The organism is Kitasatospora sp. NPDC058965 (assembly GCF_042741245.1).
In the GTDB taxonomy this organism is placed as follows: Bacteria; Actinomycetota; Actinomycetes; order Streptomycetales; family Streptomycetaceae; genus Kitasatospora.
Genome location: NZ_JBHYKG010000258.1, coordinates 1 through 12572, shown reverse-complemented (window position 1 = coordinate 12572; position 12572 = coordinate 1). Strand labels below are relative to the sequence as shown.

9 protein-coding genes are annotated in these 12572 nt (G+C 75.0%); all 9 read left to right on the top strand.

The features are described from left to right. Window positions 1–139: 139 nt before the first annotated feature. On the top strand, window positions 140–1258 hold the full coding sequence (locus tag ACFW1A_RS30900; RefSeq protein ID WP_380414592.1) for a substrate-binding domain-containing protein: 1119 nt from the start codon (window positions 140–142) through the stop codon (window positions 1256–1258). A gap of 116 nt (window positions 1259–1374) precedes the next feature. Further along, complete coding sequence (locus tag ACFW1A_RS30895; protein WP_380414590.1) at window positions 1375–3702, top strand: molybdopterin cofactor-binding domain-containing protein; 2328 nt, start codon at window positions 1375–1377, stop codon at window positions 3700–3702. Between the two features lie 13 nt (window positions 3703–3715). Continuing rightward, on the top strand, window positions 3716–4192 hold the full coding sequence (locus ACFW1A_RS30890; RefSeq protein ID WP_380414588.1) for a (2Fe-2S)-binding protein: 477 nt from the start codon (window positions 3716–3718) through the stop codon (window positions 4190–4192). Between the two features lie 155 nt (window positions 4193–4347). Then, window positions 4348–5826, top strand: coding sequence for a M1 family metallopeptidase (locus ACFW1A_RS30885; protein ID WP_380414586.1), 1479 nt, complete (start codon window positions 4348–4350; stop codon window positions 5824–5826). Between the two features lie 123 nt (window positions 5827–5949). Further along, complete coding sequence (locus tag ACFW1A_RS30880; RefSeq protein ID WP_380414594.1) at window positions 5950–8247, top strand: PP2C family protein-serine/threonine phosphatase; 2298 nt, start codon at window positions 5950–5952, stop codon at window positions 8245–8247. Between the two features lie 93 nt (window positions 8248–8340). Next, window positions 8341–8796, top strand: coding sequence for a hypothetical protein (locus tag ACFW1A_RS30875; protein WP_380414584.1), 456 nt, complete (start codon window positions 8341–8343; stop codon window positions 8794–8796). 173 nt (window positions 8797–8969) lie between these two features. Next, entirely contained in the window at window positions 8970–10178 is a 1209-nt protein-coding gene (locus ACFW1A_RS30870) for a serine hydrolase domain-containing protein (RefSeq protein ID WP_380414582.1), read from the top strand. A gap of 61 nt (window positions 10179–10239) precedes the next feature. Next, window positions 10240–11151 carry a squalene/phytoene synthase family protein gene (locus ACFW1A_RS30865; RefSeq protein WP_380414580.1) on the top strand — a complete coding sequence of 304 codons (912 nt, stop codon included), beginning with the start codon at window positions 10240–10242 and terminating at the stop codon, window positions 11149–11151. A 69-nt stretch (window positions 11152–11220) separates the two neighbouring features. Beyond that, window positions 11221–12435: a serine hydrolase domain-containing protein gene (locus tag ACFW1A_RS30860; RefSeq protein ID WP_380414578.1), complete on the top strand. Its 1215-nt coding sequence runs from the start codon at window positions 11221–11223 to the stop codon at window positions 12433–12435. Window positions 12436–12572 lie beyond the last annotated feature (137 nt).

Here is a 12572-nt window from a genome sequence, read left to right as displayed (position 1 = left end):
AGACCCCCCCCCGCCGCGGGCCGGCCCGCGTATAATGGGGGGATAACTCTGCCGCACGGGGTTTTCACCGCACACCCCCCCGGGCCAATCCTGGCGCGGGGCGGCCGCCCCGCCCCCCCCGACGGACCGGGGAGCACGCATGACCCTCTCGGCGCACCACCCGACCGGCGCCACCGCCCCGGCAGCCGGCGGGCCGAAGTTCCGCGCGGTCGCCGACCGCCTGCGCCGGGAGCTGGCGGACGGTGTCTGGCCGCCGGGCGCCCGGCTGCCGATCGAGCCGGAGCTCGCCCGGGCGCACGGTACCTCGGTGAGCACGGTCCGCCGGGCCGTCGCCGACCTGGTGGCCGAGGGGCTGGTGGTGCGCCGCCAGGGCTCGGGCACCTACGTGCTGGCACCGAGGAGCACCGGCAGCCACCGGGTCCTGATCGGCGTCATCGTTCCCGACGCCGCCTTCTACTACCCCCGCGTGCTGCAGGGCATCGAGGAGGAACTCACGGCCGCCGGAGCCCGGTTCGTGATCGCCAGTTCGGGCTACGACCAGGCCCGCGAGTGGAGCGCGGTCGCCGACATGCAGGCCGCCGGGGCCGCGGGACTGCTGCTCGCGCCGACCCTGGCGGGGCCGGAGCGGTCGGCGGCGTACCTGACCCGGCTGGCCCAACTCCCGGTCCCGGTGGTGCTGGTGGAGCGCCGGGGGACGAGCCTGGGGGACGCCGGCGAGAGCGTCTGCACCCACCACGAGGCAGGTGGCTTCGACGCCGTGCGCCACCTCGCCGGGCTCGACCACCGCACCGTCGGCCTGGTGCTGCGGCTGCACAGTCCGACCACCGAGCCGGTCCGCCGCGGGTTCCACCAAGCCGTGCGCGAACTCGGCCTGTCCGGAGTCGAGTTCGAGGCCGCACTGGAGGAGTGGAGCCCGGCCGCCGCGGACCGGTGCCTGGCCGGGCTGCGGGCCGCGGGCGCGACCGCGGCGGTCTGCTTCGGCGACCGGCAGGCCGCGCTGCTGGTGGCCGCGGCCCGGCGGGCCGGGGTGCGGGTGCCGCAGGACCTGGCCCTGGTCGCCTACGACGACGAGATCGCCGAGCTGGCCGAGATCCCGCTGACCGCGGTGGCCCCGCCCAAGCACCTGATGGGGCGCACGGCGGCCACCGTGCTGCTGAACCGGCTGGCCCACCCGGAGGAGGCGGTGCGCCAGGTCCTGCTCCGCCCCGCGATCACGGTCCGGGAGTCCTGCGGAGCTCCGCGGCCCCGGGCGGGGTGACCGGCCCTCGGCACGCGCGCGGCCGGCAGCCGCTGTCCACCACCGGCGAGGTTCCGCTGCACACCGCACCGCCGCACCAGTAGGGTTACCGCCGGGTACCGTGCGAGGGGTGAGGGATGGACACGCGGGAGCGACAGCAGGATCCGGACGGGGCGGCGGAGCAGGGGATCGGCCGGCGCCGGTTCCTCGGCTACGTCCTGGCGGCGTCGACGCTGACGGTGGCGGCCCACCTCGGTGAAGGGGCCGACCGGGCGGACGCCGCGGTGCCCTCGCTGCCGGAGCCGGCCGACCTGTACGACCTCAACGACATGCTCACCGACGCGGCCCTGCCCACGGCGGGCCTGATCACCATCACGGTCAACCCGGACGGCACCGCCTCGTTCGCGCTGCCCCGCACCGAGGTCGGCCAGGGCATCACCACCTCCACGGCGATGCTGATCGCCGAGGAGATGGACCTGCCGCTGGACCGGGTGCGGGTCTCGCTCGCCGACGCGCGCCCCGAGCTGCTCTTCAACCAGCTCACCGGCGGCTCCAACACCACGATCTCCACCTACACCCCGGTCCGGGTCGCCGCCGCCACCGCCAAGCAGCGCCTGCTCGCGGCCGCGGCGGCGGAGCTGGGCCTGCCGCTGTCGGCGCTCTCCGCGCTGCAGGGCGTGATCACCGCGCCGGACGGACGCTCCCTCAGCTATGCCGAACTCGCCGTCAAGGCGGCGAGCCTGACGAACCTCCAGGTCGGTGTGGTGCTGAAACCGGCGAGCGCGTTCTCGGTGATCGGCACGCCGCAGAACCGGATCGACGCGCGGGACGCCGTCACCGGGCGCAAGCAGTTCGCGATGGACGTGCAGGTGCCGGGGGCGATGCCCGCGATGATCTGCCGACCGCCGACGATCAACGGCACGGTCGTCGCGGTGGCCAACCTCGCCGCCGTGCAGGCCATGCCGGGGATCACCGACGTGGCCGTGGTCTCCACCGGCGTGGCCGTGCGCGGCCGCACCTTCGGCCAGTGCATCGACGCGGTCCGGGCGCTGCAGGTCGGCTGGGGCCCGGGCAGCGAGGACGGCGCCACCGACGCCAGCGTGCTGGCCGAGCTGCGCGCGGCGGAGGACCCGCTGGTCACCCCGCCGCTGCCGCTGCTCACCGAGGCGGTCGACGCCCGGTTCACCTTCCACTTCGCCAGCAACAGCGCGCTGGAGACCAACTGCGCGGTCGCGGACGTGCGGGCCGACAGTGCGGAGGTCTGGGCCAGCGTCAAGGCGCCGCTGGTCGCCCAGGCCGAGATCGCGGCCAGGCTCGGCCTGCCGGTCGGCGCCGTCACCGTGCACGTCACCCAGGGCGGCGGCTCGTTCGGCCGCAAGCTGTTCCACGACGCCGCGCTGGAGGCGGCGGAGGTCTCGCAGAAGCTGGGCAAGCCGGTGCGGCTGATGTGGCACCGCACCGACGACTTCCGGCACGGCCGGGTGCACCCGATGTCCACCTCCCGGGTGCGGGCCACCTACGCGCTGGGCCAGGTGCTGACGATGGACCAGCGGCACACCTCGGTCGCCACCGAGTTCGGGCACGGCCTCGGCGACGCCATCACCGCGATGGCGGCCAAACTGCCGGTCGGCGGGCTGGCGTTCTCCGAGACCATCTTCACGCTCACCCAGCAGACCCCCTACGACTTCGGTGTCACCAGCCAGTTGCTGACCGAGGTGGACAACGGCTTCCACACCGGCAGCATGCGCAACATCTACTCGCCCAACGTGCGCTGCGCCCAGGAGCTGGTCGTGGACCGGCTCGCCGCCGCGATGGGGCGGGACGCCTACCGTTTCCGCCGGAACTTCCTGAAGGACCAGCGGGCCGTCGCCGTGCTCGACAAGGTCGCCCAGGTCGGCAACTGGGGGCGGAGCATGGCACCGGGCACCGCCCAGGGGATCGCGCTGCACCCCGAGTACCACGGCTTCGTCGCGGTGCTGGCGGAGATCGACTGCACTCCGGCGACCGTCAACCGGCAGGTCCCGGACGCGGTCACCGGTCCGCGGGTGACCAAGGTGGTGTGCGCGGTGGACGTGGGCCTGGCGGTCAACCCCAAGGGCCTGGAGGCCCAGATGATGGGCGGCATCATGGACGGGATCGCCGTCGCCCTCACCTCCAGCCTGCACCTGGCCGGCGGGCACTTCCAGGAGGGCAGCTGGGACAACTACTTCTACACCCGGCAGTGGAACACCCCGCCCGAGCTGGACATCATCGTGATGCCGCCGACCACGGGGACCCCGGGCGGCGCGGGGGAGTTGGCCGTGGCCGGGGCGATGGCCGCGGTGGCCTGCGCGTACGGGCGGGCGACCGGGACGATGCCGACCAGCTTCCCGATCAACCACGACGCCCCGCTCGCCTTCACCCCGCTGCCCACCGTCCCGCCGGTCCCGCAGTCGCCCACCGACGGCCTCGGCCGCGCCTTCTAGGAGTCGACCCACGTTGCCCCAGCACACCTTCATCCTCAACGGCGAGCAGGTCACCGTGGACGTCGAGGACGACGTCCGGCTGCTCTGGGTCCTGCGCGACATCCTGGGCGTCACCGGGCCCAAGTACGGCTGCGGGCTCGGCGTCTGCCAGGCCTGCACCAGCCACCTGAACGGCCGGGCGGTCAACCCGTGCTGCGTACCGGTGGGCCAGTTGCAGGCGACCGACCGGGTCACCACCATCGAGGGCCTGCCGGCCACCGTCGGCAAGGACCTGCACCCGATGCAGGAGGCCTGGCTGGAGCAGGACGTGCCGCAGTGCGGCTACTGCCAGCCGGGCCAGATCATGACCGCCGTCGCCAAGGTGCTCCAGGCCCGCGCCGCCGGGCGGCAGTTGACGGACGCCGACTTCGACCAGATCCGCAACATCTGTCGCTGCGGCACCTACCACCGGATCCGGGAGGCGATCCTGTCGGCGCAGACGAAGTTCTGACCCGCCGTGGGGCCGACCCGCGCAGGGGTGCGACCGAACGGCCGATCAATGGCGCATTTCCTCGCATGAACATGTCATCAATTGCGCGTACCCGGCCCGTCCGCGGGACAGGGATCTGACACCGCGTCAAACCCTGACCGATCCGGAGGACCTCCGTGCGCAAGAAGCTGCTCGTCTCCGCCGTGGCCGCGGCCACCCTGCTGCTGGCCGTCCCGGCGTCCGCCGCCACCCCGACCCCGGGGGCGCCGGGGGCCGGGGACCCGTACTACCCCACCTACGGGGACGGCGGCTACCGCATCAGCCACTACGACCTGCGGCTGAAGTACCAGCCCGCGACCGACCAGCTGGAGGGCACCGCGACGCTGCTGGCCACCGCGACCCAGGACCTGTCCAGCTTCGACCTGGACTTCGCGCTGAACATCAGCGAGGTGCTGGTCAACGGCCACCCGGCGAAGTTCGCCGTGGCGGGCGTGCAGAAGGTCGCGGTCACCCCGCAGACCCCGCTGGCCGCCGGCAGCCGGGCCACCGTGGTGGTCCGCTACGCCGGGGTGCCGTCCACCGTCTCCACCTACGGCTTCACCGCCTGGCAGCGCACCCCCGACGGCGCGGTGATCGCCGACGAGCCGGAGGCCGCCTGGTGGTGGTTCCCCAGCAACGACCACCCCTCGGACAAGGCCACCTTCGACGTGTCCGTCCTGGTGCCCGACGGCACCCAGGCGATCAGCAACGGCGTGCTCACCTCGCAGAGCTCCAAGCTCGGCTGGACCCGGTACAACTGGCGCGAGAACAAGCCACAGGCGACGTACCTGGCGACCCTGGCGGTCGGCAAGTTCGACATCACCACCGGTACCAGCCCGAGCGGCATCCCCGTGCTCAACGCCTACAGCCAGGACCTCGGTGACAACGCCGACGCCGCCCGCGCCAGCGTCGAGCGCACCGGCGAGCTGGTCGACTGGCTGAGCGGGTACTTCGGCCCCTACCCGTTCAGCGCCGCCGGCGGCTACGTGCCCAACGTGCCGACCCACTACGCGCTGGAGACCCAGACCCGGGTCTTCTACAGCCCGCGGCAGTTCGCCAACGGCGCCAACGCCTCCGTGGTGGTGCACGAGCTGGCCCACCAGTGGTACGGCGACAGCGTCTCGCTGGAGCGGTGGAGCGACATCTGGCTGAACGAGGGCTTCGCGACCTACGCCCAGTGGCTCTGGTCCGAGCACGAGGGCGAGGGCACCGCCCAGCAGCTGGCCGACTACGTGTACGGCTCGCACCCGGACGGGGACGCCTTCTGGACCGTGAAGCCCGGCGACCCGGGCGCGGCGAACCAGTTCGACGCGGCGGTCTACGACCGCGGCGCGCTGGCCATCCAGGTGCTCCGCACCACCATCGGCGACCAGGCCTTCTTCGCCCTGCTCAAGGCCTGGCCGGCCGAGCACCGTTACGGCAACGGGACCATCGCCCAGTTCCAGGCCCTGGCCGAGCGGATCAGCGGCAAGAAGCTCGACGACCTGTTCCGCACCTGGCTCTACACCGCCTCCCGCCCCGCCGCGCCGGCCGCCGCCGGGGCCCGGCTCGCCGCCGCCGCACCGGTGGCCGAGCCGCGCTCCTGGCAGCAGATCAAGGCCGCGCAGCAGCACTGACCCGGGCCCGTCCGGGGCGTCCCGCGGGCGCCCCGGACGGGACCTTCGATCCTTACCGAACGGTTACTTACCTGGCACGGTGGAGGCGAGGGGGGTTTCTCGGAGGAAGCAGAGGTGTCCCTGATGGCCGTCGGTGCGACGACCGCCGTCCCGACCGGCGGGCCGGCCGGGTCCGGCTCCGCCGCCGCTGCCCGCGCCGGCCGACTGGTCGCCGCGCTGCTGGCGACCGCCGCCGCCCTGTACGTGGCGGTGCCCGTGCTGCAGGGCGCCGCGCTGCCGGCGGTGCGGGCGGAGTTCGCGCTGAGCTCCGGCCAGGTGGCCGTGGTGAAGGTGGCGGGCGCGGCGCTCTCCGTGGTGGTGCTGTTCGCCGCCGGGCGGGCCGGCGACCTCTGGGGCCGGCGGCGGGTGCTGCTGGTCGCGCTCGGACTGCTGGCCGCCGGCGGCGCCCTGCTGACCGTCGCCTTCTCGGACTGGTCCTACCTGCTCGGGCGGGGCCTGGTGACCGTCGCCGTGGCGGCCGTGTTCGTCACCGCCCTGGCCTGGCTGCCCGCGCTGAACGCACCCGGCCGACTGCCCCGGGCGATGGGCGGCTGGCTGGCCCTGATGTCGCTGGCGTTCTTCGCCTGCGCCAACCTCGTCCCGCGCACGCCCTCGGTGCCGCAGCTGCGCCTCACCGCCGGCGTCGCGGTCCTGGTCGTGCTGGCGCTGCTGCTGGCGGGCCGGCGGTGGCTGCCCGCCGACGACGAGGGCGGCGCCCGGGCGCGGCTGGACCGCGGCCTGCAGACCGGCGCCGTGCTCGCGGTCGCCGCCGCGGTCGCCGCGCTGCAGACGGCACCGCTGCGCGGCTGGGACGATCCGCTGACCCTGCTCCTGCTGGCCGCCGTTCCGGTCGCGGCCGCGCTGGCCTGGTGGCGCGGGCGGACCAGGAGCGGCGAGCGCCCGCTGATCGCGCTGCTGCCGGCCCGCCTGTCGGCGATGGCGCTGGCCACCGGGGTGGCGATCGGCTTCACCCAGCTCACGCTCGCCGCGGCCGTCCCGGTGCTGGCCGGGCACATCGGCGCCGGCGCGGCCGAGGCGGCGCTGATGGTCTCCGCCTTCGGCGCGGGCGGCGCCGCCGGCGGCCTGCTGGTGCGCCAGCACGCCGTCGCCCCGGTCACCGGCTGTTCGCTGGGGCTGCCGCTGGCCGCGGTCGGCCTGGCGCTGCTCCACCTGCTGCCGGCCGGTACCGGGGCCCACCTGGCCATCGGCATGCTGGCCGCCGGGCTGGCCGGCCTGGGCGTGGTGGTCGCGCAGGCCCCGCAGATGGCCTGGTTCCTGGCCGCACTGCCCCGCACCCGGCTCGGCGCCGCCGCCTCCTTCCACCCCGCCGCGATCCTGCTCGGCGCGGCCGCCGCGCAGGCCCTGCCCTACACCTCCGCGCTCAGCCGCGGGCCCGCGCCCGGCGACGCGCGCCAGCTGCTCTGGCTGGCCACCGCCGTGGTGGTCGGGGCCGCGCTGGTCGCCGGCCTGCCCGCCGTCGCCCTCGGGGTGACCGCCGCCGCGGGCGGCGAGTACCTGCTGCTGCGGGTGCTGGCCGGCGAGCACCACGCCCAGAGCCCGCTCGCGGTGATCGCCGCCCTGGCCGTCGGCGCGGGCACCGGCCTGGCGCTGTGGAGCCGCCGCCAGCAGGCCGTTCGCCTGGCCCGCGCCCGGGCCAGCGCCACCGCCCTGCAGAACGCCGTGCTGCACCCCGTGCCCGAGCGGCTCGGCGGGCTGCGGCTGGCCGGCCGCTACCGGCCCGCGACCGCCGGCACCGGCATCGGCGGCGACTTCTACGAGGCCGTGCACACCCCGCACGGCACCCGGGTGATGATCGGCGACGTGCGCGGCAAGGGACTGCAGGCCGTCCAGAGCGTGACCGACCTGCTGGGCTGCTTCCGCTCCCAGGCGTACGAGACCCCCGACCTCGGCGAACTCGCCGCCCGGCTCGACCGGCAGACCGCCCGCACCGCGCGCGCCCGCGGCGACGAGGAGCTGTTCGCCACCGCGTTCCTGCTCCAGCACCGCCCGGGCGAGGACCACTTCGAGGTGCTCAACCACGGCCACCTCGCCCCGCTCGCCGTCGGCCCCGACGGCGCCCGCGAACTCCCCGCCCAGGCCCGGCTGCCGCTCGGCTTCGGCCTGCTGGACGGCACCGAGGAGCCGGCCCCCGACCGGGTCGCGCTCGCCGACGGCGAGGTGCTGCTGCTGCACACCGACGGCCTCACCGAGGCACGCAACGCCTCCGGCGAGTTCTACCCGCTCCCCGACCGCCTGGCCCGCCGCGCCACCGAGCCCGCCGAGCTGGTCGACCACCTGGACACCGACGTGCGGGACTGGGTGCACCGCCTGGGCGACGACATCGCCCTGATCGCGATCGGCCGACCGGGGGCGGCCACGTGACCGCGGCGGCCACGCCCTAGGGTGGGGCCCCGTCGGACCGCGGCCCCGCGGTCCGCTCGGAGGGACGGGAGCAGGATGAGGACCGCACGCCTCGTGACAGGCGCGGCCGCCTGCGGCTGTGCGGTGCTCGGTGCGCTCCGGCTCTGGGTCGACCTCACGCCCGACGTGGTCACCCACCCGTCGGCGGTGGCCCGGACCCGGCTCGCCCAGCTGCGGGGTGACGCGTTCCTCACGGCGGCCCGCTCCTACCTCGGGCAGCCGTCCGCCGACTCGACGCTGGAATGCCGGGACACCCCGGACGGCCGACGGCCGCCCGAGGTGCTCCTGGAGTACCGGGGGACCCACCCGGACCTCAGCCGGGAGAAGATCGGCGAACTCGCCACCGGGGCGGGCTGGCAGGTGCTCGACGCCGGCCGCACCCCGACCGAGATGTACTCGGTCAACCTCGGCAAGTCCTTCGAGGGATGGCAGAGCAGCGCGATCGTCACGGTGGACCCGTCCACCGTGACGATCGAACTGGACGCCTCCGCGGACGACTCCTGCCCCTGACGGGTGGTCCACCCACACACACCGTGCCCGGCCCGGGCACGGTGGTGCTCGGCCGGGTCGGGGCGCCCGCCGAACGAGTGGACTCGGCGGGCCGAACGCCGGGCCTGGGGCGGGCCGGCAACGGCGGGTGGTGGTGTGGGGCTTCGAACCCGTGACCGGCAGAGGGGCCCCACGTGCGACGCAACCGTTCCCGCAGGCTGTTGGCAGCGACCCTGGCCGCCGCGGCCGTCCTGGTGCCGCTGGCCGTGGCCCCCGTGACGACCGTTCAGGCCGCGGCGGTGCACCGCGGCGGACCGGCGGACTGCCCGGAGGGCGGGCTCGCCCCGGAGGTGACCGGCCGGCTGGACAGCACGATCGAGCAGGTCCGGCAGCAGGCGGGCGTGCCCGGCGTGGTGGTCGGCGTGTGGCTGCCGGGCAAGGGCTGCTACGTGCGCGCCACCGGGGTCGCCGACCGGGCCACCGGTGCGCCGATGCGCCTCGACGTCCGCCAGCGGATCGGCAGCGTGACCAAGACCTTCACGGTCACCGCGCTGCTGCAGCTGGTGGACGAGCACCGGGTCGGCCTGGACGACCCCGTCTCCGCCTACGTCGACGGGGTGCCGTGCGGCGACCGGATCACGCTGCGTCAGCTCGCCGAGATGCGCAGCGGCCTGTTCCCCTACACCTTCGACCCGGACTTCCAGCACGACCTGCTCAGCGACCCCGCGCGCAGCTTCACCCCGCAGCAGGCGCTCGCCTACGGCTACCGGCACGACAACACCTTCGGCCCGGGGGAGCAGTTCCAGTACTCCAACTCCAACCTGGTGCTGCTCGGCCTGGTGGTCGAGAAGGTCACCGGGCAGCGGCTCGCCGACGTCATCCGGGAGCGGGTGCTCCGTCCGTCCCACCTGCACCACACCCTGCTCCCGGACGGGCCCGAGTTCCCCGAGCCGCACGCGCGCGGCTACACCGACCAGACGCTCAGCGGCGGGACCGAGGACTCCACCGACTGGAACCCGAGCTGGGCCTGGGCGGCCGGGGCGATGGTCTCGGACCTGGGCGACCTGCGCCGCTGGGCCGAGATCCTCGCCACCGGACGGCTGCTCAGCCCCGAGACGCAGCAGCAGCGGCTCGCGACCCTGCCGACCGGCTTCCCCGGGACCGGCTACGGCCTCGGCATCCTGGACACCCACGGCTGGCTCGGCCACAACGGCTCGATCCCGGGCTACGAGACCGTCGACGTCTACCTGCCCGCGGAGCACGCCACCCTGGTCATCATGATCAACACGGACTCCAGCAGCCAGGGCCAGGAGCCGTCCACCCTGCTCGCCCGCGCGATCACCGGGATCGTCACCCCGGACCACGTCTACGACGGCTCGGCCACGGCACCCGACAAGGCCTGACGGGCCGTATGCTCGGGAACCGTCGACCCGGCCGACCGGGCGGGGCGGAAGGGCGGGGTGCGTGGGCAGCTGGGAGCGGGCGTTGGACGCGGCGGGGATCCGCGGGGCCGACCTGCGCGCCGACTACGGCCGCCAGCGCGCGCTGGTCGCCCGCTACCGCCGCGAGGCCGCGCTGGCGGCGGGCCTGCTGCTGCCCGCACGGGTGCTGCCGCACCTGCTCGCGGCCACCGCCTTCATGCACCGCACGGACACGCTGCTCGACAGCGGTCCGGTGGACGGCCGCAAGGCCGCGTACGCCCGCTGGGAGGCTGAGGTGCTCGACGGCCTCGTCACCGGGCGGACCGCCGACCCGGAGCTGCGCCCGCTGCTGCACACCGCCGCCGCGCACCCCCGACTGCGCGAGCGGGTGCCGGAGTTCCTCGCCGGCGCCACCGCCGACCTGGATTTCACCGGGTTCGACAGCGAGGCCGACTACCAGCGCTACCTGGACGCGTACTCGCTCCCCGCGTTCATGGTGGTGGCCGGCCTGCTCGGGCCCGACGGCGACCAGACGGCCTACCGGGCCGCCTGCCGCACGTTCATCGACGCGAGTCAGCGGATCGACTTCGTCGCCGACCTCGCCGAGGACCTGGCCGACGGCCGGCTCACCCTCCCCGCCCAGAGCCTGGCCCGACACGGCGTCACCCGGGCCGACCTCGCCGGGGGCGGGGACCGGCCCGCCGTCCGGGCCCTCCTCACCGAGCTGCTCGACCGGGCCGACTGCGACCTGGTGGCGAGCCGCGCCGTGGTCGACCTGGTGCCGCCCGCGCACCGCCCGATGGTCCGCACCATGATCGGCCTGGACGGACTGACCAGCGCCGCCGCCCGCGCCGACCTGCCCGCCCTGCTGCGCCGCCCGGCCGGCCCGGCCAAGCCGGCCGCGCTGCGGCTGCTCGCCCGCGAGTACCTCCGGGCCCGGCGCGTCCGCGGCTGACCCGCCGGACGGGCGACACCACGGAGTGTCCTACCGCCGCGCGCCGGCCGCGTGGACGCACCATGCGACATGACGCGTACCCGGACCCTCTTCCTCTGCGCCGCCACCACCCTGCTTGCCGCCGCCACCCTCCCCGGCACCGCCGCGGCCGTCACTCCCGCCGCCCCGCGCGAGGCCCAGCCCTGCGTCCGGTCGCCGCACCCGGTCGACGGTCCGGGCCGGCAGGTGCTGGAGACCGTGCGGCGGGCCAAGCACGACCTCGACCTCAAGTCCGTGCTGGTGCGGGTCACCGTGGACGGCCACGAGCTCGTGACGGACGCCGTCGGCGAGTCGATGACCGGCGTGCCCGCCGAGCCGGACATGCACTTCCGCGCCGGCTCGGTGGTCTTCCCCTACATGACGGTCACGCTGCTCCAGCTGGTCGAGCAGGGGGTGGTGGGGCTGGACGACCCGGTCGGCCGCTGGCTGCCCGAGCTGCCGCACGGCGACCGGATCACCCTGCGGATGCTCGGCGACGCCACCTCGGGCATCCACGACTACGTCACCGACCCGGCGTTCCTGGCCCAGTTGGAGGCCGAGCCGTTCCGCCACTGGACCCCCGAGGAACTGGTCGGCATCGCCGACCCGGAGCACCTCTGGTACGAGCCGGGCACCAACTGGAGCTACTCGCACGCCAACTTCGTGCTCCTCGGCGCAGCCCTGGAGAAGATCACCGGCACCCGGCTCGACCGGCTGCTGGAGCAGCACGTGACGGGCCCGCTCGGCCTGGACGACACCCGCAACAGCTTCACGCCGGACATCCCCACCCCCGTGCTGCACGCGTTCACCTCGGAGCGCGGCACGTACGAGGAGTCGACCTTCTGGAACCCGTCCTGGACCACCGCGCCCGGCGCCGTGATCACCACGCAGATCTGCGACCTGGCCCGCTCGGCCGAGGCCATCGGCACCGGCGAACTGCTCTCGCCGAGCAGCTTCCGGACCCAGCTCGACCCGGGCACGGTCGGCCTCGGCGGCCCCACGGACACCTGCCCGGCGACCGTCTGCGTGCCCGACTTCAACACCCCCTCGACCCACTACGGCCTGGGCCTGCTGGTGGCCAACGACTGGGTGGTGCAGAACCCGTCGTTCTCCGGGTACGCGGCGATCGAGGCCTACTACCCCGGACAGCGGGTGGCGATCGCCGTGGCCACCACCAAGGGCTGCAACACCCCGGACGGCAACACGGCCGAGGTGATCGCGAAGGAGCTCTCGACCGTGCTGGTGCCCGACCACCCGTTGAAGTAGGACCCGTCCTCGGACCTCGTCGGCGGCCCCCGCCCGGCCCCGCGGCGGCCGTCCCGTGGGCCGCCCACCGGGCACCGGGGAGGCCCCCCCCCCCGGGGGGGCCGGGGGCGGGCGGGGGGGGTGGGCGGGGGCAGAGG

Excerpts from the sequence above, each read along its gene's own strand:
- ACFW1A_RS30860 (WP_380414578.1), top strand. The coding sequence starts at position 11,221 with ATGACGCGTACCCGGACCCTCTTCCTCTGCGCCGCCACCACCCTGCTT.
- ACFW1A_RS30900 (WP_380414592.1), top strand. The coding sequence starts at position 140 with ATGACCCTCTCGGCGCACCACCCGACCGGCGCCACCGCCCCGGCAGCC.
- ACFW1A_RS30895 (WP_380414590.1), top strand. The coding sequence starts at position 1,375 with ATGGACACGCGGGAGCGACAGCAGGATCCGGACGGGGCGGCGGAGCAG.
- ACFW1A_RS30880 (WP_380414594.1), top strand. The coding sequence starts at position 5,950 with ATGGCCGTCGGTGCGACGACCGCCGTCCCGACCGGCGGGCCGGCCGGG.